This window comes from Halomonas sp. 18071143 (assembly GCF_019211725.1).
Classification (GTDB): Bacteria; Pseudomonadota; Gammaproteobacteria; order Pseudomonadales; family Halomonadaceae; genus Vreelandella; species Vreelandella stevensii.
On the sequence record NZ_CP078120.1, the window covers coordinates 3,580,102 to 3,602,899 of the forward strand.

General features: G+C 59.4%; 13 protein-coding genes, 1 tRNA gene and 4 pseudogenes. 9 read left to right on the top strand and 9 right to left on the bottom strand.

Features of this window, described 5'->3' with window-relative positions; genetic code table 11:
* Window positions 1-43: 43 nt before the first annotated feature.
* Entirely contained in the window at window positions 44-949 is a 906-nt protein-coding gene (locus KVY02_RS16775; RefSeq protein ID WP_371317387.1) for an iron-siderophore ABC transporter substrate-binding protein, read from the bottom strand.
* 156 nt (window positions 950-1,105) lie between these two features.
* On the opposite strand from KVY02_RS16775, the gene KVY02_RS16780 reads away from it, so the two are divergent.
* A complete protein-coding gene (locus KVY02_RS16780) occupies window positions 1,106-3,280 on the top strand; it encodes a TonB-dependent receptor (protein WP_081194424.1) in 2,175 nt (724 codons plus the stop codon).
* A gap of 418 nt (window positions 3,281-3,698) precedes the next feature.
* On the opposite strand, the pseudogene KVY02_RS16785 reads toward KVY02_RS16780, so the two are convergent.
* Both KVY02_RS16785 and KVY02_RS16790 read right to left on the bottom strand, forming a co-directional pair.
* Window positions 3,699-5,116 (bottom strand): annotated as a pseudogene (locus KVY02_RS16785) (IS1380 family transposase).
* 110 nt (window positions 5,117-5,226) lie between these two features.
* Window positions 5,227-8,733: a DEAD/DEAH box helicase gene (locus tag KVY02_RS16790; RefSeq protein WP_218313980.1), complete on the bottom strand. Its 3,507-nt coding sequence runs from the start codon at window positions 8,731-8,733 to the stop codon at window positions 5,227-5,229.
* A gap of 193 nt (window positions 8,734-8,926) precedes the next feature.
* Here KVY02_RS16790 and KVY02_RS16795 point away from each other — a divergent pair, with 193 nt between their 5' ends.
* Complete coding sequence (locus tag KVY02_RS16795; protein ID WP_254893803.1) at window positions 8,927-9,211, top strand: AAA family ATPase; 285 nt, start codon at window positions 8,927-8,929, stop codon at window positions 9,209-9,211.
* A gap of 218 nt (window positions 9,212-9,429) precedes the next feature.
* Here KVY02_RS16795 and KVY02_RS16800 read toward each other — a convergent pair.
* Window positions 9,430-9,500 (bottom strand) — tRNA-Leu (locus KVY02_RS16800).
* A gap of 335 nt (window positions 9,501-9,835) precedes the next feature.
* Here KVY02_RS16800 and KVY02_RS16805 point away from each other — a divergent pair.
* The 6 genes and pseudogenes from KVY02_RS16805 (at window position 9,836) to KVY02_RS16830 (ending at window position 14,611) form a co-directional block, all read left to right on the top strand.
* Complete coding sequence (locus KVY02_RS16805; protein ID WP_256357531.1) at window positions 9,836-10,555, top strand: ATP-binding protein; 720 nt, start codon at window positions 9,836-9,838, stop codon at window positions 10,553-10,555.
* 99 nt (window positions 10,556-10,654) lie between these two features.
* Window positions 10,655-11,691: pseudogene (locus KVY02_RS16810) on the top strand (IS110 family transposase).
* Between the two features lie 352 nt (window positions 11,692-12,043).
* The gene (locus KVY02_RS16815; RefSeq protein ID WP_022519766.1) at window positions 12,044-12,334 is read left to right on the top strand and encodes an IS66 family insertion sequence element accessory protein TnpA; all 291 of its coding nucleotides are present in this window, start codon (window positions 12,044-12,046) and stop codon (window positions 12,332-12,334) included.
* Complete coding sequence (tnpB, locus tag KVY02_RS16820; RefSeq protein ID WP_218313981.1) at window positions 12,331-12,594, top strand: IS66 family insertion sequence element accessory protein TnpB; 264 nt, start codon at window positions 12,331-12,333, stop codon at window positions 12,592-12,594. The genes KVY02_RS16815 and tnpB overlap by 4 nt, the downstream gene beginning before the upstream one ends.
* Before the next feature lie 107 nt (window positions 12,595-12,701).
* Window positions 12,702-14,352: pseudogene (locus tag KVY02_RS16825) on the top strand (IS66 family transposase).
* Window positions 14,342-14,611, top strand: a complete 270-nt coding sequence (locus tag KVY02_RS16830; protein ID WP_022519664.1) for a hypothetical protein — start codon at window positions 14,342-14,344, stop codon at window positions 14,609-14,611. The pseudogene KVY02_RS16825 and the gene KVY02_RS16830 overlap by 11 nt, the downstream one beginning before the upstream one ends.
* Before the next feature lie 296 nt (window positions 14,612-14,907).
* Here the strand turns inward: KVY02_RS16830 and KVY02_RS16835 are convergent, their stop codons facing one another.
* Both KVY02_RS16835 and ltrA read right to left on the bottom strand, forming a co-directional pair.
* Window positions 14,908-15,945 carry an IS110 family transposase gene (locus KVY02_RS16835; RefSeq protein WP_081194420.1) on the bottom strand — a complete coding sequence of 346 codons (1,038 nt, stop codon included), beginning with the start codon at window positions 15,943-15,945 and terminating at the stop codon, window positions 14,908-14,910.
* 317 nt (window positions 15,946-16,262) lie between these two features.
* On the bottom strand, window positions 16,263-17,534 hold the full coding sequence (ltrA, locus tag KVY02_RS16840) for a group II intron reverse transcriptase/maturase (protein WP_218313982.1): 1,272 nt from the start codon (window positions 17,532-17,534) through the stop codon (window positions 16,263-16,265).
* Window positions 17,535-17,584: 50 nt separating this feature from the next.
* Between ltrA and KVY02_RS16845 the strand changes: the two are divergent.
* Window positions 17,585-18,198, top strand: a pseudogene (locus tag KVY02_RS16845) (transposase); the annotation flags it as partial.
* Between the two features lie 305 nt (window positions 18,199-18,503).
* Here the strand turns inward: KVY02_RS16845 and KVY02_RS16850 are convergent.
* The 3 genes from KVY02_RS16850 to KVY02_RS16860 form a co-directional block, all read right to left on the bottom strand.
* Complete coding sequence (locus KVY02_RS16850) at window positions 18,504-20,015, bottom strand: amidase (protein WP_218313983.1); 1,512 nt, start codon at window positions 20,013-20,015, stop codon at window positions 18,504-18,506.
* A gap of 61 nt (window positions 20,016-20,076) precedes the next feature.
* Entirely contained in the window at window positions 20,077-21,774 is a 1,698-nt protein-coding gene (locus KVY02_RS16855) for a nitrilase-related carbon-nitrogen hydrolase (protein WP_218313984.1), read from the bottom strand.
* A gap of 17 nt (window positions 21,775-21,791) precedes the next feature.
* Window positions 21,792-22,790: an acetamidase/formamidase family protein gene (locus tag KVY02_RS16860; RefSeq protein WP_218313985.1), complete on the bottom strand. Its 999-nt coding sequence runs from the start codon at window positions 22,788-22,790 to the stop codon at window positions 21,792-21,794.
* Window positions 22,791-22,798 lie beyond the last annotated feature (8 nt).

A 22,798-nucleotide genomic window follows, 5' to 3' on the forward strand; every position in this document is an offset into this window, starting at 1 on the left:
TACCATCCAGCCCGCCCCAAAATAGCCTTAACCGCACAACCCCTTACTCCAAGGAACTGCGTAACATCAGGGCAGCCACCAGCTCCCGGGCGAAGCGTTGCGCAGCAGGCAGCGCGCCAAAACTCCATACCGGCGGTAAGCGCAATAGCGTGGCGTTTTTAACGCTGGGTAAGTGCTGCCATAAACCACTTTTTGCCAGTGATGCTTCGACCCCGGCGGGCAGCGGCTCGACCACGACCAGCGTGGCCTCTGGGTAATCGTAGAGCGCTTCGATCCCTACCAGTGAAAATCCCCAAGCGTTTGTGGGCCGGTCCCAGGCATTGGCCAAGTCGATCTGCTCCAGCACGGCGTGATAGAGGCTGTTGTCGCCAAACACCCTGACATGACGGGCATCCATGAACTGCACCATCAGCAGCGGCGGCGTATCGGGGCGCTGTTGGCGAAGCGTTTCCAGCAGCGCCTGCATTTCGCTGATGAGCTGCGCGGCCTGCTCTCGGCGGTCGGTCAACTCCCCCAGCTGGCGGGTGAGGGTGTGTATCTCTTGCCAGGTATGGGTGCCGGGGGAATAGGGGTAAAACGACGTGACCGGGGCCACTCGCTCCAGCCGCTCCGTCAAACCGGCGAACATCGGTGAAATGAACGTATGCGCCGGGGGCGACTGGGCCATGAGTTCGAGGTTGGGCTGCGACCGCAGGCCCAGGTCTGCAACGCCATCGGGAACCCCTGGCTCCCCTACCCACTCATGGTAGCCCTTGTGTTGAGCGGTACCGCTCAGCGGCGCGTCGATGGCCAGCAGCGTTTCGGCAATGGTCCAGTTGAGGGTGGCCCACTGCGCGTGGGCACTCGACAAGGGCAGCCAGCAAGTGGCCATCAAACAGCAGCGAGCCAGGAAAGAGAGCATCGACCGGTGGCACATGGCAGCGAAAGCATCAGAAAAGAGAGACCACATTTAGACGTCAATAGGCACTTTTTGCAAGGCATCACGAAAAAATCACACCTGCATATGCCAATGCCTCTCATTTTGTTTATCATATAGATTCCACATCGGGTAGGTGGCCGTGGCGCCCACGCCAGGCGCTGCCGTACACAAAACTGGATCGATACCATGCCTCTCGGGAACACCTCCAACACAGCGGCCCAGCGCCGCAAAGCACGGCTTCTGCGCGCGATGACCCTGCTCGCGATGGGCATGACGCCCGTGGCCACCTGGGCACAAACGAGTACCGACACCCAATCCCTGGATACCGTCACCGTCACGGGCACCATCCCCACCTATGGCGATACGCCGCCGCCAGCCTTCGCCGGTGGCCAAATCGCGGCGGGGGGCCGCGTGGGCCTGATCGGTGAAAGGGACGCGATGGACGTGCCTTTCAACGTCATCAGCTATACCCGCGAGCTGATGGAGAACCAGCAATCCCAGACGCTGGGCGATACGCTGCAAAACGATGCCTCGGTATCGGTAGGGCTGGGCTTTGGCATCTACGGCGAAGCATACAAGGTGCGCGGCTTCAACCTGACCGGTGACGACGTGGCCTATGGCGGCCTCTACGGAGTCCTGCCACGGCAGATCATCAACAGCGACCTGGCCGAGCGCGTCGAAGTCTTCAAAGGCGCCAGTGCCTTTACCTCGGGCATTCCCATCGGCGGGAACGGAGGCATTGGCGGCACCGTCAACATCGAGCCCAAGCGGGCAGGGAATGACCCGATGCTCAACCTCTCCAGTGGCTATCGCTCCGATGGCTACGGCGAAGTGGGCGTCGATGCCAGCCAGCGTTATGGTGATCAACAGCAATGGGGCGCGCGGGTAAGCGCCACGCGCGGCCGGGGTGACACCGCCATCGATGACGAAAACCAGCGCGATACCTCCGCCGTCGTGGGGCTCGACTACCGTGGCGAACAAGGCCGGATACTGCTCGATGTCGGCCATCAAAAGCTCACCCTGGATAATGGCCGTTCCAGCGTCAACACCGGCGCGGCCACCCAGGTGCCCGCGGCGCCGGACTCATCAATGAACTACACCCCCTCGTTCGGTGGAACCGCACTGGAAACCAATTTCGGCATGGTCCGCGGCGAATATGACCTCACCGACTCCTGGACCGCGTTCGCGGCCCTGGGCGGTAACCGCACGCTCGAAGGCATCGTATCGGCAACTCCAACCCTGACCGATGACGCGGGCAACGCCAGCGTCAACGACTTCGAAACCAGCAACCACATCGACAACATCGCCAGCCAGGCGGGGCTGCGTGGCTATGCGCTGACCGGCCCGGTCAGCCATGACATCACCGTTGGCTACTCCAGCGCCTATCGCAAGTTCGACACCGACTGGAGCTTCCTAGCGGCAGGCACCACCAACATCTACAACCCGGTCGAGTTATCCCGCCCGGAGGGCACGCCGTTCATGGGGGGTAGCGTAACGCGCACCCGCTCCCAAGGGGTCACGCTGAGCGATACACTGGGCTTCATCGATGACCGGCTGCTGCTGACACTGGGCGCACGCTATCAGGAGCTCGAAATCGACGAACGCCTCAATGCCGATAGCAACAACCGCTATGCCGACCGTCGGGTCACCCCCGCCGTGGGCGCGGTGTTCAAGACCACGGAGAATGTCTCGCTCTACGCCAACTACGTCGAAGCCTTGCAGGATGGCGGCACGGTCACCGATACCACCGCGATGAACTTTGGCCAGCACCTGGGCATTGCCCGTGCCGAGCAGCACGAAGTGGGCGCCAAGTTCGACTACGGCAACCTGGGCGGTGGCATCAGCCTGTTCCAGATCGAGCTGCCCTCGGCTGCGGTCGTCGATGGCGTCGGCAACCTGGATAACGAGCAGCGCAATCGCGGCCTGGAACTAAGCCTTTACGGCGAGCCTACCCCCGGAGTGCGCCTGTTCAGCAGCGCGACCTGGATAGACGCCAAACTCACCAAAACCCAGGATGGCAACGAAGGAAACGACGCCACGGGCGTGCCTGAGTACCGGTTTGTGTTCGGTGGCGAATGGGACACGCCCTTCATCGAACGCCTCACGGCCACGGGTCGTGTCCTGCACACGGGCTCCCAGTACGCCGATGTCGCCAACGACCTGCAGCTGGACTCCTGGACACGCCTTGATCTGGGCCTGCGCCACACCACCCCGCTGGGTGGCGCTGACTGGGTATGGCGCGCAGGCATCGACAACGTGACCGACGAAAACTACTGGTCCGGCGCCTCGACCTCCTTTGCGAACTACCTGGTTCAAGGCGAACCGCGCACCTTCAAGCTGTCGGCGACCGTCGAGTTTTAATTCACGCATCTTCGCTAACGTGACTATGAGGGCGCTTCTTGTGAAGCGCCCTTGCTGTTTGCGGTATGGGTATAACGGCTAATAGCATGATGGCCACAAGTTCCTACCTAGCCATGGCTACATCGGCTGCACACCTACCAACGCTGGGTAACAGGGCGTGCCCTCAGCAGCAGGCCACTGATGACCCCGCCTCATTCACGAGGGCGCTGATCGGGTGGTCTGAAAGTGCTGGCTGGCGGCATCGCTCATCAAGATTGGCTTCTTCAGCGCGAATGGTCGTTGAGTAATGCCAGAATGCAGACCCTTTCCCGCTTTCTTATAGCTCTTGGTAATCAATTGCGGCCGTCCAAGCAGCCGTGATCGCCGACCGGCGCTCCGGTCGCTCGATTCCAGGTGCTGAAGTCGTCTCGCCAGTGCGTCAACTCAGCGCCGTCAGTCTCGGCAGCCCCTTCAGCAGCGTCGGCCACCACTTGTCGGCGGCGGCACCCAGATGAACGGTGATGCGCCGAGCGTGCAGCCTCAGCGTGGCGGCCACCTTGTGCACCTGCTCGCGCATCCGGCTCAGGCTCCAGCCTTGTCGGGTCTGCCGCTCCAGCAGGCAGCGCAGACCATGCAAGAGCTGGTAGGCGTAGAGGCTGAGCAGCAGGCTCACCTCGTTGCGTGCCATCACGCTCTGAACGGTGGAGGCGCCGCGATCGGTCGATGAGAGGTGTACGTTGAGCGCTGACTTCACCTCGCCCATGTGGGCCTCGGCACTGCCGCGCTTGCGGTAGAGCGCCAGGATCTTCTCCGGCGGCCAATCGAACTTGCCGAGGTTGGTGACGAGGAAAAAGCATGCAGCAGCAGATCATCGGGGCGCTCCTGCACCACCAGCACGACGCGACGCGGTACCGGCCAGGAACCGGCCTGGTACTCCATGTCGTGGCACCACTCGCGAGGCTGCTCCGGTGGGCGGCCTGGCGGCCTCTTCAGGAGCGGTGCCGCCAGTTTCTGCAGGCCCTTGTGGCTGCGCAGCCGGCCCAGGTACTCGATGTCGCGATCTTCCAGGGCCTCCAGCGTCGCGTTGTCGGTGAAACCGGCGTCGATGCGTACCCGTACCTGAGCGCCGGTGCTCTCGTTGAGTCGCCGCACCAGATGCGGAATCCAGGTGTCGGCGTTCTCGGCCGGGCCTGCGTTGCCCTCGCGCAGCAGGCCGCCCACCATGTCGCCCGTTTCGGCCAGCGAGGCGACCAGCGGCGAGTAGATGCGGGTCCCGTACAGCCCATGATAGGCCGACCCGCCCTGGTGGCCATGCACCTCGATCGGCAGGCCGTCGATGTCCAGCGTCAGCTGCTTGGGACGCTCACCGTTCTTCAGCGAGGTCAGGCGCCAGACCACCAGCCGCAGCAGGCCTTCATGCACGGCATCGATGTTGTCGTTGCGGCCAAGGCAGCTCAGCAGCCGCGACAGCGTGGCTTGAGACGGCCGCTCCTGGGCCAGGGGCGTCATCCCCCGTGCATCGCTGCAGGCCAGCTGCCAGAGCGGATCACGGCGCAACGTGTCAGTGTCGCTCAGGTCGATCCAGCCCATCGCCCGTTGCAGCACCAGGGTGCGCAGCTGACTGGCCAGCGAGTGGCGGATGCGTAGCGGGTGGCGGAGGTCGACCAGATTGTCTTCCAGCGCCTCGATCACGCCGCTGTTGTCGAGGGCTTCACGCAGCAGCAGAGCGCCACTGTCGCTGGTGGTGCGGTGGCTGCTCAGCTCGACACGGACAGAGCCGTTGCACGAGGGCGTCCAGGTGGATAGGCTTTCACCCATAGCGGATGGCTCCCTTGGATCAGGTTCTTGGCGGAACACACTGATTTTTCAAGAGGATACCATCCGCTATCTTCGTTTTCAGGCCGCCCTCATGAATAAGGCGGGCTTAGGGCAGTGGCATGGAGGTTGTTTTTGCTTTGATGCCTGAACTACGCCACCGGCGCAAACAGCAGCGCCAGGTCTTCCTCGTCGAATAGCGGGCCGTCACTCTGGCGTTCGGCACCGCCTTCCAAGATGGACGCGGCCAGGTCTGCCTTGCGCGACTGCAAGTCGTGAATGCGCTCTTCCACGGTACCGGCACACATCAGTTTGTAGACAAACACCGGGTTCTGCTGGCCCATGCGATGGGCACGGCCTGTCGCCTGTGCTTCCACCGCCGGATTCCACCAAGGGTCGTAATGAATCACTGTATCCGCCGCGGTGAGGTTGAGCCCGGTGCCGCCGGCCTTGAGGCTAATCAAAAAAACCGGCACCTCCCCCTGCTGAAAGCGCGCTACGCGCTGTGTTCGCGTCTTACCGGGGGTATCGCCCGTTAGGGTGGTATAGGCGATACCATCTTTCTCCAGTGCCTGGCCGATCAGCCCCAACATCTCGGTAAACTGCGAAAACACCAGGATGCGCCGCCCCTCTTCAATCAGGGGCGGCAACAGTTCCCGCAGTTGATCAAGTTTCGCTGAGCGACGCACCTTTTGGGCGCTGTCGAGTTTGACCAGCCGCGGGTCGCAGCATACCTGGCGCAGCTTGAGCAGCGCATCCAGCATCACGATGCCGGAACCGGCTAGGCCACGTTCGGCAACGGCTTGTTGCACGCGCTGGTGCTGGGCGAGACGTAGGCTCTCGTAGAGTTCTCGCTGAGCACCGCTCAGGGTGATTTCGCGACGCGTCTCGGTCTTATCGGGCAGTTCGCCGAGCACCTGCTGCTTGGTCCGGCGCAGCATCAGCGGCGCTAGGCGTCGAGAGAGCTGCTCGCGAAGCGCAACATCTCCCTCCTTCTCGATAGGCGTGCGAAAGCGCTGACCAAACCATTGCTGGCTACCCAGCGCGCCTGGCGCCACAGCATCCAATTGAGCCCACAGCTCGCCCAGGTGATTCTCCAGTGGCGTGCCGGTCATCGCCACGGCACGCTTGGCCTTTAGCGCGCGCACCGCTCGCGCGGTCTGGCTGGCCGCGTTCTTGATGGCTTGGGCTTCATCAAGCACTAACAGGCCGAATGCCGTTTCGCCCAAGCGCTCAAGGTCGCGGATCAGGAGCGCATAGGTGGTAATGACCAGGTCGGCATCGGGTAGCGCCTCCGCGAACTGACGCTCACGCTGGGCTTTGCCGCCTTGCAACGCCACCACCTGGAGATCCGGCGCGAAGCGCGCGGCTTCGGTGCACCAGTTACCCACCAAACTTGTGGGGGCAATCACCAGGGTCGGCCCCTTGAGCGAACCACGAGCCCGCTCATCAAGCACATGCGCCAGGACTTGCACCGTCTTGCCCAGTCCCATGTCATCGGCCAGGATGCCGCCGGTGCCGAGCTCGGAAAGAAAACGCAGCCAGGCCAGGCCGCGGGACTGATAGTCGCGCAACTCACCGACAAAACCGGGTGGTTGGGGTAAGCTCGCCGGCAGCTCGCGTAATCGCTGGGCCAAAGCGCTCACTTCTTCACGCCCTGCCCAGCGCTCGTGCTCGGCGACAGGCGCCACTTTCTCGGCGGCCGTTAGCGGCAATGTCACGGACGCGTCGGGGTCGCGCTCATCGCCCAGCCAATCCAAGATCGGCGTCATTAGCCCACGCAGCCGAGACAAGGGCAGCGTCAAACGGCGATGCTCGTCCAGTTCCAAGGTCCAGCTCGCGTCATCGGCCTCCTCTTCGCGGGGCTCCAGGGGAAAATCCTCGCGCTTGAGCAGTTGGCGCAAAATGGGCAGCAGGTTAACCCGCTCGCCTTCCACCTCAATATCCAACGCCAAATCAAACCAGCCGTTACCGGCCGGCTCCAGTTCGCCGTACCACGCCTCGGGCTCAAGATAGATAGGCTCTTTAGGGAAGTCTTCACTGAATTCGATGAGGCAGCCCGCTTGGCGCAACGTGTCTATCATCTCCCACCACTCATCAGGACCGGCGAGGTGCGTTGGCCACTCTGTCGCCCGTGTGGGCGGCGTACCGTGGTGAGGCAATAGCAACGTCCAGGGCGGCAGTTCCAGATATGCGGGTACCGTGCTCTTCTTCTCCAAGTGCTCAAGGGTCACCATGCCCGAGGGCAGGCCATGCACCAGGGTCCGCTCGGCCTGGGTATCGCGCTGTATCGTCAGCCGCTGCCCATCCCGGTATCCATTGGCGGTGTCACCCTCTTCGGGCGGTACCTCAATGCCTGCATAATCAAAGCTCACCACGCCGGCGCCCACCTGAATCCAGCGGGGTAGTGGCGCCCCATGGCTAAACCCAAGCTGCCCTTCCGCGACACACATCGTCACTTTGAGTTGGGGTGTAACATCCTTGAGTGTTTGCTCTTCTATCCGTGTCGGTGTGGGCAGGCGTTCAGCCAGTGTGGGTGCCTGCTGAAGCCGTTCGCCCAGCCATTCGCTGATGTCCGGTGGCAGCGGCGGCGACCGATACAGCTTGTCGAGGAGCTCAGGCGCACCCTCCATCCGCCCGAACTGGCCGCGTTCGGGGTCGAGATAGCAAAGGCCACGACCGACTCTGGCGATGATCGCCTCGGAGGAGAGGGTGTCTTCTGGCACGGTGGTCGGATGTAATCGTTGTACGCCTTCACTATCCGCTTGCCAACTCGGTGACAATTGGCAGGTAGGCCCCCGCTCAAGCCGGGTGCCCGTCTGCCTGCGATGAAACAGCAATGGGGGTGTTTCACTCTCCAATAACGCCCATAAGGCCCGGGCCTGAAAAGAATGTGACACCAGTGCCCACATGCGCTGCGTGCTTGACCACGTCACTTCGTGCTCACCGTGCATCAGCTGATCAATGGCCTCCTCCTGCTCGGGGAGCCAACCTCCCTCGGGGGCCGGCACTAGCGCTCCTGACCGACTGACTTCAATACTACGAGGTGCCACCCAGCCGTTACCGCGGCTCTTCTGCTTGCCAGGACGCAACCAGGCGGGCAGCACGGATAAGACAGGCGTTGGGCCCACCTGGTCACGGCTGTCCAGAAACAGCGCAAGTCGATATGTCGCCTCGACACGTTGCCCCTCGCCCACGGATGCCGGCGACTGGTCGAGTTCCTTGATCCACTTTTCCCAGCGCTGTTTAAGCGATTGCTGCGTGTCCGTCTTGCCCGAAGCGCCGTTGTGCGGCTGACGCTCTGCAAACACCTCAGCCCCATTGCCCATCTGGTTGAGAAAGGTCTGGATAAGCGCCACGGCGTGTTTACACCTGACACCCACTGGGCAGCTACAGTCGGTGATGAGTGTCTCATCACGCCCGAGAATGCCAATGGTGACATCCGTGTGGTAAGGCTCGCGCTCGCTCCCCTCCACGTCGCCTGATAACGTCAGCCACTCCGCATCAAGCTCCAGACTCAGCTCACCCAGCACGCGACGCTGATTGGCATAACGCTTGCCGCGCTGCAACGAATTGGCGTCGAAGAAACCCTGCCAATCATTCTGATGAAGCGCGATAAAGAGGGCCATGGCATCATTGGCGCGGGAGTGGTCAGACACAGAAACCTCTAAAAGAAGAAAAATTGGGTGATAAAAAAGCAGTAGTGCGGCGGGACATACGCCCGTTTGAACGGTTCATCATCGCAATCGTTGTCGTGAGGGCGTAATTCTACTCGACACTTCACGTGGTGGGTAACTACCGCTACAAGTCTACCTCTACGCGACCGTGCTAAACTTCCCACCCACACCAAGCGTGAACGGTATCGTCATTGGAGGCCCGCATGTCATCCGCCCATCGTCGCAAGCTTCCCATTGGCATTCAGACCTTTTCGATATCCGCGAAGGCGATTACTACTACGTCGATAAAACCCCGTTCATTGAGCGCCTAGCCAACCAGAACAAATACTATTTTCTGTCCCGTCCTCGCCGGTTCGGCAAGAGCTTGCTGCTGGACACCCTCCGTTGCCTGTTCGAGGGACGCCAGGCGCTTATAAGCACTAGCTTACGATACTCAGCCGACTTAAGCATCTTGTGCTAAGCGGACGTGAGAATATCGATAGTTATACCCACAAGCGACACACTGGGTAGCAGAACGCTAATATGCGTGTGACACACCGGTGTCAGATAAAAGCCATAGGTCAGCGGCTGAGTAGTAAGTCTTGAAGGCAATATTGGCAGGCGTGGCACATGGATGACACAGATTTGACACAGCCAAAACAAAAGGGCCTACGCGTTAACGTAAGCCCTTGATATGTTTGGCGCGCCCGGCAGGAATTGAACCTGCGACCTTCGGCTTCGGAGGCCGGTTTAAGCCGCACAAGCATCGCCCTTCCCCACCGTCAAAAAACCAATAAACAATATTTAAAACAACAAGTTAATTAACATTCCAATGCATTTCAAATCTTCTCCGTCACACCCATTAACGCCATTCTGTGCCCTTCATTGTCAAAACGATGGCACACACCGTGACTTTTCTGTGTCCTGTTTTCTACCAAATTTGACCTCTGGTCACCGCGCACTACGGACTCCTTTAATTGATTCAGCTACGCGTAGAACGCCAGCAGTACCTCTGCCAAAAACACAGCTCCATACGCGCCACCTGCCCTTATCGCCACCGTGCTAAACTGTCCTGTGTTTCATCGGTTCAGCATTGGAGGCCAGCATGCCAGCTGCTCATCGTCGTAAGCTGCCTATAGGCATTCAAACTTTTTCGGATATCCGAGAAGGCGGCTATTACTACGTCGACAAAACGCCGTTCATTGAAAAGCTGGCGAACCAAAACAAATACTATTTTCTCTCCCGCCCGCGTCGCTTTGGCAAAAGCCTGCTGCTAGATACCCTGGGCTGCCTATTTGAAGGCCGCGAAGCGCTATTTTACGGGTTATATATTCACGACAAGTGGGACTGGCAGCAGCGATACCCGGTGGTGCGTTTAAGCTTTGGCAATGGAGTGGCGGCTGACAGAGAGGACCTGGATGCGAACATTCGATATCAGTTGCAGCAGCAGCGTGCACGTCTGCAGATTACGTCGACGGCTCCTAAGCGCATTGCGGACGACTTTGCTAGCTTGATTGAGCAAGCGCATCGTGTTCACGGTCAACGCGTAGTAGTGCTGATCGACGAGTTCGATAAACCCATCCTTGATAATATTCCCGATAGCGATAGGGCGCGCGAACTGCGCGAAGGTCTGAAAAACCTCTATAGCGTGCTGAAAGATGCCGACCCCCACCTGCACTTTGTACTGCTGACCGGCGTTTCCAAGTTCAGCAAAGTCAGCCTGTTTTCAGGGCTGAACAATCTGCGCGACATCACACTCTCATCTGACTATGCCGCTATCTGTGGCTATACCGACCACGATGTGGACACGGTGTTTGCGCCGTAAGCAATGGGATGGAGTCCTCCCCACCCTACTCCGGCGTCGTTGCGCCACACTGGTGGGTGAGAGCATCACTGACCAGCTTGAGGATGAGGAGAACTCCCCATGAACATTACCCGGGTCGGCGTGGATATCGCAAAGTCTGTCTTTCATGTGCACGGCGTGGATCGCCATGATCAGGTCCAGTGGCGCGGCAAGTACTCCCGCGGTAAGTGGCTGGACGCCATCGCCAAACGGGTTCCCGAGGGGGCCGAGATCGGCATGGAAGCCTGCGCTTCGTCCCACCACTGGGCCCGTGAGCTGCAAGCACGCGGCTATCGCGTCAAGTTGATTGCTGCCCAGTTCGTCAAGCCCTACGTCAAGAGCAACAAGAACGACCGTGTCGATGCCGAGGCCATCTGCGAAGCCATGGGCCGGCCCAACATGCGTTTCGTCGCGGTCAAGACCGTTGAACAGCAGGATGTCCAGGCAGTGCATCGCATCCGTAGCGAACTGGTTCAGCAGCGAACCGCCAAGGCCAACCAGATTCGTGGCCTGATTGGCGAGTACGGGCTGGTGGCGCCCACCGGCATCGGCCAGCTGCGTGCTGCCCTGCCACGCTGGCTGGAGGACGCCGAGAACGGCCTGACCGATGACTTCCGTGTCCTGCTGGCGGGCCTCGCCGAGGACCTGCGCCACCTGGATGAACGCATCGTCACGGTGACAGAACGCATCGAACGTCACGCCCAGACCGACCCCATCGCCAAGCGGCTAATGACCCTGCGCGGTGTCGGCATACTGACCGCCAGCGCCCTGGCTGGGGCCCTGGGAGATGCCCAGGCTTTCAAGCGCGGGCGTGACTTCGCCGCCTCCTCGGCCTGACCCCGCGACAGCACAGTACCGGCGGACGTGACCGCCTGCTGGGCATCAGCAAACGCGGCGACAGCTACCTGCGCACCCTGCTGGTGCATGGGGCTCGCGCGGCATTGCGATGGAACGAAGGCCATGAGGACAACCTCAGCCACTGGTTCAGGCAGCTGGCCGAGCGCAAGCACGTCAATGTCGCAGTCATCGCGCTGGCCAACAAGACGGCACGTATCGCTTGGGCGATCACTCGCCACGACAGCGTCTATGACCCCGACCTGGCGGCGCATGCGGCATAACATGCACTTACCGAATTACCGAGTTTTCAACAAGATACCCCACCACCACGATTGCTGAGCATGCTGCAGATGGCGCACAGGTCGAACCGACGTCAGACAACCCCTTAATGAGCGTAGAGCCGCTGAGCTCGTGTAAGCGACTGGGAGCTGACGTGCGGATAGCCCATCAGGGTCCGATGCCTTGGGCATCATTAGTGAGACCGGATATACGTGTGCAGTCGTACCTACCGCCCATCGCGCCTCATGCTGGCAAACGGGGAGGACTCCATATACGTTCATTCTAAGACGTCCTGCCGCCCGGCTGACATTCGCCCTACAGTAACCTCACATTTGCCCACACGAGGTTACCCCCATGAGAAAGCACCGCACCCCGGAACAGTGGCAGGCCCTGGTTGACCAGCATCGTGACAGTGGTCTGTCAGCTTCGCAGTTTTGTAAACAAGAGAACATTGGCTATTCCAGCTTCTGCAACTGGCGAAAGCGCCTGTCCGATCAGCCGACCGATAATTCGACAGACTCTGGAGAAGCCAGCTTTCTCGATTTGTCGTCACTGATGGGCACGTCGCCATCATCCGGCTTAGGCTGGAATATTGTGCTCAGCCTGGGTAACGGCGTCGAGCTACGGCTGAGCCAGAACGGATGATCGGGCTCGATAGCCAGGCGCGCATCTGGCTATGTACCGAACCCACAGACATGCGCAAATCCTTCCGGGGCCTGAGCGCCCTGGTTCGGAATCAGTTGAAGCACGACCCGCTCAGTGGCCAGTATTTCGTCTTCGTCAATCGTCGCAAGACCCAGATGAAGATGCTGTACTTCACCGCCACCGGTTATTGCCTGTGGGCCAAGCGCCGGAGCAGGGCCAGTTCCGGGTGCCGTTATCCGCCTCCGGGCAGCGAGCCCTGACCCTGACGGATCTGCAACTGCTGATCGATGGCATCGAGGTGCAGAAATATCGCCAGTTCAAGCGTTTTCGAGGGTATAGAAGGCCGACTTTCGATATAATATCGGCCATGAATTCAACCGCTTCCGCTCCTTCTTCCAATGCACCTTCCTACTCGGCTCTGGCCGAGGAGAATGCCGTGTTGCGGGAGCAGTTGGGAGCCCAGGCAGAAGCGATTCGTCAGCTGACGCATCAACTGGACTGGTTCAAAAGCAGCTGTTCGGTCCGAAATCCGAGAAGCAGGTGTTCGATCTTCCCGGGCAGGACAGCTTGTTCCAGCCAGAGGAAGCGCCGCTACCGGCGCCGCCTGCTGACGAAGAAGAACGCCCCATCAAGGCCTATCAGCGTGGCACCGGCAAGAAGCAGCGCGACGATGGCTGCCTGAACGACACCGGTCTGCGCTTTACCTCTGATGTGCCGGTGGAAGTCATAGAGTATCTGCCGCCAGAGCTGACAGGGCCGGAGGCCGATCAGTACGAAGTAATCGGCAGTAAGACCACCTACCGGCTGGCCCAGCGGGCCTCCAGTTACGTGGTGCTGAAGGTGGAGCGCCCGGTGTTCCGGCGCAAGGGGAGTGACAAGCCCATCACCACGCCGGCCCCGTTCAACGTGCTGGACAACAGCCTGGCCGATGTCAGTCTGCTGGCCGGGTTGCTGGTGGACAAGTTCCAGTTCCACCTGCCGCTGTACCGTCAGCACCAGCGCATCCAGCAAGCCGGTATCACAATCAGCCGCAGCACCCTGACCAATCTGGTCAAGCGCGTGATCGACCTGCTTCGGCCCATTGTGGATGCCCAGACCGACAACGTGCTGCGCAGTCGGGTGCTGGCCATGGATGAAACGCCGATCAAGGCCGGTCACGTGGTCGGGCGGGCCCGCAAAAAGGCAAGTTGAAATCCGGCTGGTTCTGGCCGTTATACGGCGATGCCGACGAGGTGGTGTTCACCTACTCGAACAGCCGTGGGCGTGCCCACATCGAAGCCATCCTCAGCGAATCGTTCAACGGCACGCTGATCAGTGACGGCTACGCGGCCTATGCCCGCTACGCTGCTGCCCAAGAGAACGTCACCCACGCCCAGTGCTGGGTGCATAGCCGCCGTTATTTTATCGAGGCGCAGAAGGATCACCCGGAAACCGTCACCGAGGCCCTGCAACGAATCGCAGCGCTGTACCGGAATGAAGAAACCATCAGAACCCACGGGCTGACTGGCGAGAAGAAACGTCAGTACCGGTTGGAACACTCGAAACCGGTCGTTAGCGGCTTCTTCCAGTGGTGCCGGGATCAGTTGGCGTCAGGCGGCCTGGTGCCGAGCGATCCACTGACCAAAGCTCTGAACTACGTGCTCAGCCGGGAAGCCAGCCTGAGCGTATTCCTCGAAAACCCAGACGTGCAGCCAGACACCAACCACCTCGAGCGGGCACTACGCCCCATTCCCATGGGCAAGAAAAACTGGATGTTCTGCTGGACTGAATTGGGGGCGGAACACCTGGGCATCATCCAGAGTCTGATCAGCACCTGCAAGCTGCACAATATTACCCCCTACACTTACCTGGTGGACGTGCTGCAACGCATCAGCCAGCATCCGGCCAGTGACGTCAGCGACCTGACGCCTCGTCTCTGGAAAACCCGGTTCGCCGAGAATCCGCTACGGGCGCTGATCGATCCACGCCATCCTGACCGACAGAACAAACAGCCGGAGGCCACCGTTCATGCGCATTGACGACATGAGCATCGACCAGTTGCTGGAACTGAATCAATACATCTGCCGGCGAATTGATGAACTGCGTGACCGGGAGAACCTCCAGGCGCTGAGCCAGTTGCGGGTGGGCCTGAAAGTGACCTTCGAGAGCCGGGAAGGCCCCGTGCTGGGGATTGTCACCAAGATCAACCGCAAGAGCGTGATCGTGCTGGATGAGGATGGCAGGAAGCAGTACAAGGTCTCGCCGGAGTTATTGAGACCTCTCCGGGACGTGAAGTAGGTCAACTACGTCTTGGAATGAACGTATATGGAGTCCTCCCCGTTTGCCAGCATGAGGCGCGATGGGCGGTAGGTACGACTGCACACGTATATCCGGTCTCACTAATGATGCCCAAGGCATCGGACCCTGATGGGCTATCCGCACGTCAGCTCCCAGTCGCTTACACGAGCTCAGCGGCTCTACGCTCATTAAGGGGTTGTCTGACGTCGGTTCGACCTGTGCGCCATCTGCAGCATGCTCAGCAATCGTGGTGGTGGGGTATCTTGTTGAAAACTCGGTAATTCGGTAAGTGCATGTTATGCCGCATGCGCCGCCAGGTCGGGGTCATAGACGCTGTCGTGGCGAGTGATCGCCCAAGCGATACGTGCCGTCTTGTTGGCCAGCGCGATGACTGCGACATTGACGTGCTTGCGCTCGGCCAGCTGCCTGAACCAGTGGCTGAGGTTGTCCTCATGGCCTTCGTTCCATCGCAATGCCGCGCGAGCCCCATGCACCAGCAGGGTGCGCAGGTAGCTGTCGCCGCGTTTGCTGATGCCCAGCAGGCGGTCACGTCCGCCGGTACTGTGCTGTCGCGGGGTCAGGCCGAGGGAGGCGGCGAAGTCACGCCCGCGCTTGAAAGCCTGGGCATCTCCCAGGGCCCCAGCCAGGGCGCTGGCGGTCAGTATGCCGACACCGCGCAGGGTCATTAGCCGCTTGGCGATGGGGTCGGTCTGGGCGTGACGTTCGATGCGTTCTGTCACCGTGACGATGCGTTCATCCAGGTGGCGCAGGTCCTCGGCGAGGCCCGCCAGCAGGACACGGAAGTCATCGGTCAGGCCGTTCTCGGCGTCCTCCAGCCAGCGTGGCAGGGCAGCACGCAGCTGGCCGATGCCGGTGGGCGCCACCAGCCCGTACTCGCCAATCAGGCCACGAATCTGGTTGGCCTTGGCGGTTCGCTGCTGAACCAGTTCGCTACGGATGCGATGCACTGCCTGGACATCCTGCTGTTCAACGGTCTTGACCGCGACGAAACGCATGTTGGGCCGGCCCATGGCTTCGCAGATGGCCTCGGCATCGACACGGTCGTTCTTGTTGCTCTTGACGTAGGGCTTGACGAACTGGGCAGCAATCAACTTGACGCGATAGCCGCGTGCTTGCAGCTCACGGGCCCAGTGGTGGGACGAAGCGCAGGCTTCCATGCCGATCTCGGCCCCCTCGGGAACCCGTTTGGCGATGGCGTCCAGCCACTTACCGCGGGAGTACTTGCCGCGCCACTGGACCTGATCATGGCGATCCACGCCGTGCACATGAAAGACAGACTTTGCGATATCCACGCCGACCCGGGTAATGTTCATGGGGAGTTCTCCTCATCCTCAAGCTGGTCAGTGATGCTCTCACCCACCAGTGTGGCGCAACGACGCCGGAGTAGGGTGGGGAGGACTCCATCCCATTGCTTACTAGCGGCAAGCCTATTCACTTAGTAGGCGTAGAGTTTTCCAGCGCTCAACGGCAAATCGTAGCGTTTGACGTGGAGACGCTGTAGTACGCTGCTGCTTACCATCGTCCACTACTTAGTCGGGTAGACCGGGCGATTGCTCGACCCGGCTCCCCACAGATCCGAGCATGCACGATTAGCGCACTCGGCTCCTCAATCACCAGTTTCACTGAAGGCTCAGCACTGCTGCATGATCCGCGCAGCAGGTAAAGGCAGCAGCTGGAACAGCTGGTCCGCCTTTGCCCACGAGAAGTACGCTCGCTGTGATCGGCGTCTCAGCCACTTCACCCACACCAACCGTACTCGGTAGAGGAACAGCTGGAGGGCTCGGATATTGCCCCGGATGCCGTAGTAGGCGTAATGGCCCTGCACCTTCCGCCTCAACAGCCTATGCTGCTCTCGGATCGGCAAGTGTCGGCTCCAGCGGCACCAGAGCGCAATTCGCTTGAGACCGCGCCGAAACCTGTCCTTCGCCGTCTTGCGCTTGATGATCAGGCGCCCGTGGCGTGACTTCCCCCAGTAGTGGGTGAAGCCCAGGAAATCAAAGGTCTCAGCGCGTTGCCCTGGGCGCGGCCGGAACCGCACCAACCGGGTCTTGGTCGGGTGCAGGGTGAGCCCATAGCGTGCGAAACGCTTGGGCAGCACCTCCAACACCTTGCGGGCGTCGGCTTCTGTGTTGAACGCCAGGACGGCATCGTCGGCAAACCGCACCTGGAATGCACGTCCGTGAAGTCGCGGCTTGACGTCTTTCTCAAACCACTCGTCCAGCACATAGTGCAGGTAGATATTTGCCAACAACGGGGATATCACACCCCCTTGCGGGCTTCCCACCTCCCCTTTCTGCCATTGCCCGGCTTCCAATACCCCGGCCTTTAGCCATTTGCCGATCAAGCGGAGGACCACACCGTCCTTCACTCGTTGCTGCAGAAAGTCTCGCAGGTGCTGATGGTCGATCGTGTCGAAGAAGGCTTTGATGTCCAAGTCAATGACCCAGCCACCGCTCATCGACGACAGCCCTTCCCACACCGCCTTGACGGCCTGATGCGCTGAGCGGCCCGGCCGGAAACCATATGAGCAATCCAGAAAGTCATGCTCGTAGAGCGGCTCCAGCAGGGCCACCACGGCACGCTGCAGGACCTTGTCTTCGAAGGTGGGGATACCGATCGGCCGTGTGTTGCGCCCATCTCCCTTGGGAATGTGGATGCGTCGCACCGGCGGCGCCTTGTAACGACCGCTCTTGGCGTCCTCCAGCAGCCGCTGGATGTTGGCCTCGAAGTCGCGCACGAAGTCGTCCGCCGTCTGGCCATCAATCCCGACGGCACCATCACGGCGCGTCATCAGGGTGGCCGTCTTTAGCCACTGGGCATCGATATAGTGCGCCAGAGACGTGAAGGCACGCTGCGGGAAGCGCTCTGCCAGCGCTGCTATCCGCAATTGTTTCGTGGACATGACCTCAGGTTCCTGTGCACCTGCCATGTTTCCCTCTTGCGGTTCTGATGATCGAATACCTGGGCCGGTTGCGCAGTCACACCGGTCTACAGAAGCTGGCAGCACCGCTCCTGAAGCGGCCACCCGGTCGGCCACCCGAGCAGCCTCGGGAGTGGTGCCACGATCTGGAGTACCAAGCCGGCTCCTGGCCGGCACCGCGGCGCGTAGTGCTGGTGGTGCAGGAACGCCCCGATGACCTGCTGCTGCATGCCTTCTTCCTGGTCACCAACCTCGGCAAGTTCGACTGGCCGCCGGAGAAGATCCTGGCGCTCTATCGCAAGCGGGCAGCGCCGAGGCGCACATGGGCGAAGTGAAGTCGGCGCTCGACGTGCACCTCTCGTCGACGGATCGCGGCGCCTCCACCGTCCAGGACGTGATGGCGCGCAACGAGGTGAGCCTGCTGCTCAGCCTCTACGCCTACCAGGTCCTGCATGGCCTGAGCTGCCTGCTGGAGCGGCAGACTCGGCAAGGCTGGAGCCTGAGCCGGATACGCGAGCAGGTGCTGAAGGTGGCCGCCACGCTGAGGCTGCACGCTCGGCGAATCACCGTTCATCTCGGAGCCGCTGCCGACAAGTGGTGGCCGACGCTGCTGAAGGGGTTGCCAAAGCTGACCGCGTTGAGTTGACGCTCCAACGAGACCACCACAGCACCAGAAGTCGAGCGGCCGCGGGGGCGGTCGGCGATCACGGCTGCTTTGAAGGTCGAGATTCATTCCTGGAGGTTATAAATCGGCGAAAGAAACGCAGTGTTCGGGCATTACGAAGCAGGCGCTCACGCCGGAAATACGGATCCTTACGAGCAATGCCGATGGCACGTAGCTTCAGACTGCCCGATCAGAGCCCTCGTGAATGAGACGGGATCATAGTAACCCGCTCGTCTTAAGATATATCGAAGATAACCGGGTTACTACTGCGTCAACTTTTTATACCGCTAGCCGATAGCGACTTGGTAAGCATGGGCGACTTTAAGCACGGTCGCTTCATCCCAGCGTCTACCCACTAATTGCATGCCTACGGGCAAGCCCTCCGAAAAACCGACCGGGACGCTCATGGCCGGGTGGCCACTGACATCAAACGGGGCCGTGTTGTGCAGGTTGCTAAGCGCACCAGCAAGTGTGCTATTGAGACTTTTATCAGCCGGTCTCTTTACCGCTTTCATAGCGGTGGTAGGCATGATTAACAAGTCATATTCCTGCAGAGCGTTGTCATAATCGCGCGCGAGACGCCTACCGATATTCTGGGCTTTACCATAGTAGTGGCGATTGTACTGTTCGGACATGTAGTGCCCGGCGAGGACCGTCATTTTTACTGTGTCACTAAAGTCATGACCACGAGCGCGGCGAGCCCTGCCGTAAAAGTCCATAAGCTGTGTGCTGTAATGCCCCCGCCAGTTTGTGCCGTAACCATCGCCCCTGACCATGAGTTCGGTGGCGCCCTCAAAGGCAATCGCACTCCACAGTGCAAGCCCGTCGTTATGCATGGGTACCGATACCTCCGTGGCACGAGCGCCCACTTTTTCCAGCACGCTGATGGCTTCTTTAACGGCTGCGTCCACGTCAGATTCACTGACACCGGCAATGCCAAACCCTTCACGTAGGATGCCAATGCGAATGCCAGTGAGATCTTCACTTAGCGATTCTGTGTATTTCGCGGTACGCACGTCATATTGGCGTGGATCTAACCCATCCGAGCCAGCAAGTACCTCCAACATACGGGCGCAATCTTCGGCGGTGCGCGCCATAGGGCCTACGTGGTCAAGAGTAAGCTCAATGGGGAAAATACCTGTATAAGGCACTAGGCCATGTGTTCCTTTAATCCCGTAGCAACCGCTCCATGAGGCGGGTAGTCGAATAGAGCCGCCCTGATCACCTCCCAGCGCCATATCGACTTCACCGTTGGTCACCACCACGGCGCTGCCGTTGGAAGAAGCGCCAGCTAGACGCTCACGGTCATGGGGATTAACCGGCTGGGGTTCGGGATAGCCGGTACAGCCTCCACCGTCAAAACAGAACGCAGGAACGGCTGTCTTGCCGATGATGTGCGCGCCAGCGTCGAGAAGCCGGGTAACCACTGTGGCATCCTCCCGGGGCACAAAACCTTCCATGATCGGCGAACCATTCATCATCGGGATGCCTGCCAGAGCGATGTTATCCTTTAGCGCTACCGTTCGCCCCGCAAGTGGACCCTCTTCTGCCCCAGGCACCGAACACTTCCACGCCCAGCCATTGAGCGGGTTGTCGTCACCGACTGGGCGATAACCCATATCTGCTCGCGGATAATTTACGGGCAATGATTCATCCGCCAGTTCATCCAGGCGATCATAAATGGCCATTGAGCCAGCAACGGCGGACTGGAATTCTCCCAGTTCTTCAAAGGAAAGGTCAAAGCCGTAATAATCGGAAATGGCTGCCAACGTATCAATGCCGGGTCGCTTCACACTCATAGTCAACTACTCCTATACACGAACGATTGCCTGAAAAGGCATTTAGCGAGGGAAATACAAGCTATCGCTCCAACAATTTCGGATAGTGGTGTGGCAGGCGCATCACCACTAGGTCCTTTCGGCGCACAGCGCTGTTTGGGTAAGCCGAATCCAGGTTGCTCGTGTCGATAGCAAGCTGAACGCAGCCATTCGCGCTGGTTAACAATGATTCTCGGCGAGGAAAATGAAACGTATCCGGGCCGAATATACCGCTTAGCCCCGGTAATCCAGCGTCGGGCATATGCACGTTGGCGAAAGCGAAATAGCAGTTGTTCTCGCCACCGCGCACCCGATAATGGTGCCAATGGTGCTCGTCCGGGCCGGTGGGAATAGGTGCTGGCTGACGAATGTCAGTACCGGGATGGGCACAGTGAAATGGCCCTGGCAAGGCAGCAGGACAAGCGATGACATCGCACCCCCGCAGCGCCAAGATGCGGCCCGCTTCGGGGAAATCAGCATCATGGCCAATCAATAAGCCTAGCCGTCCTAGCGGCAGATCGAAGCTTACCCAGCAATCGCCAGGGTTCGCCCATTTACGGTCTGCCTTATTTAAGTGAATCTTACGATAAACCGCCATAACGCCCTGCGCTCCTACCAGAGCGGCAGCATTATAGAGTTGTTCTCCCGACTGTTCCGCGAAACCTACTACATAGTACTGTTGACGCTCCTCAGCGAGTCGACGCAGTGTGTCGAAAACACCATGACGCTGTGAGATGGGATTGATACCGCCAGTGTCTAACCCGGTAAGCGCCAGCTCAGGAAAAACAATAAGCTCGGCACCCTCTGCTTGGGCAATCAAATCAGTGCATTTGGAAAGGTTATCGTCGAGATTATTCGATGGGGAAAATTGAGCAACGGCGATGGTGCTTGTTTTTCCATTGGGCAGTGGCTGATGGCCATAAAGCCTGAAAAAGTCTAGCGGGTTCCAAGCGTGTGTTTGATGAAGTAGCTCATGATAAAGATCTGGGCGACGCTCACTGGTCAACGGCCCCGTTACTCGTTCAGTATCAATCTCACCAAACACGATGCCATCACCGTCATCGCGGCTAGCCTGGATATATCCATCTGGATCAATCACGCAGCTACCGCCACTGAATTGAACGCCGCGCTCCATCCCCCAGCGATTGCTCTCAATAAGATAGCAGCCGTTTTCTTTGGCACGACTGATCCAATAGGGTGCTGGCGCTCGCTCAGCCAGCCAATTACTCAGATGGCAAATGACCTCGGCACCCTGCAGCGCGACCAACCGTGCAGTTTCAAGAAAATGAATGTCCATGCAGATGAGCAGCGCGATACGGCCCAGTGACGTCTCGAACACTTGATGGCCAGTGTCGCCTGAAGCCGCCCACTTTGGCTCGGCGATATAAGGATGGCTTTTACGATGTTTTCCTAAATAGCCCTCAGGGCCAACTAAAACAGCCGTGTTGTAGTAAAGCCCATTGCCAGCATCAATTTCTGGCAGCCCGATAACGATATAGCAGTCAAGCTTCGCCGCCAGAGCGGCGAAGCTTTGGGTTGAGGGCCCTGGCACTTGTTCGACGTAGGGTGCAACCTCCCCTCTGTCATACCAGCAATAGCCGGTAAGACCCATCTCCGGCGTTATGATTAGCCGCGCACCAGACGCAGCCGCCTCTTCCACTAACCGCTTTAGAACATCAATATTTCGCTCTTTAGCAAACATTTCAGGCTCAAACTGCACGGTGGCGGCAAGGTATTTCATATTGTCCTCCCCGCTCGCTAGCGTGCTTGCCCAACGATGGACTTGAGGATAGAAGCGCCCAATGTATATTTTGGATCCACCATATTGCCTAACCGCACTCGCCCTGCCTGGGTAAGAAGCATGTAGGCCTCTATTTCATCGAAATCAAACTCAGCAGCCAGCCAGCGTACCAGCTCTCTGTAGGCAATCCGGGTGGCATCTTCCATGGGACGCGCTGAACCGATGGTCATATAGAACTGTTCATTTTCCAGACGCGGCCATTTGAACGTCCAATCTTTAATCAAGTCGACCTGAACGGTGGTCACGGTAGGATGCTCGATCGCCACGCCGCACAACTCACCATCACCCTGCGCCGCATGGCAGTCACCTAAATAAAGATAAGCACCTTTGGTATGCACCGGCAGATAGATCACCGCACCCGGTGCTACATCAGGTAAGTCCATATTGCCGCCGTAATAATCGGGAACCAGCGAGCTAATCGACTCAATCTCTGGTGATACCCCAATGGTGCCAATAAAAGGCTGGTAAGGAAGGGTTATTTTATCGCTCCACTTCACGCCGGTTTCCGCGTCTATCTCGACCTTCTTTACCCGCTCCGGTAGCGGTGCGTTGAGTAGCGCAGTATCACCGGTCGCCACTAGTCCACCAAATTCGGTAATCAGTGCTGTCGTCCCGCAGGGCTGGGGGCCACGAGGTTTCATGTCTCGGATATAAACCGCCAGGCAATCGCCCTTCTCCGCCCCCTCTACGTAGATCGGTCCGTTCTGCGGATTAAGATAAGGTAAATTAAGCAACTCGCTGGGCTTGTCGCTTTCCGAGCGCAGTTTTCCTTCGAAAGCATCACGGGTTTCAGCACTAACGATATCGCCCGGTTGGATGTGCAGAACGGGCTTGGGGTTAGGACCAAGCGTATAGTGATACTGACCTTGAGCCGCTTCAGTTAGTTGGTGTGTAGTACCAGGCTTACCTTTGGCGACGGCGCGACGCGCCATGATGGAATGTTCAAACCAGTTCATTGTTCTAC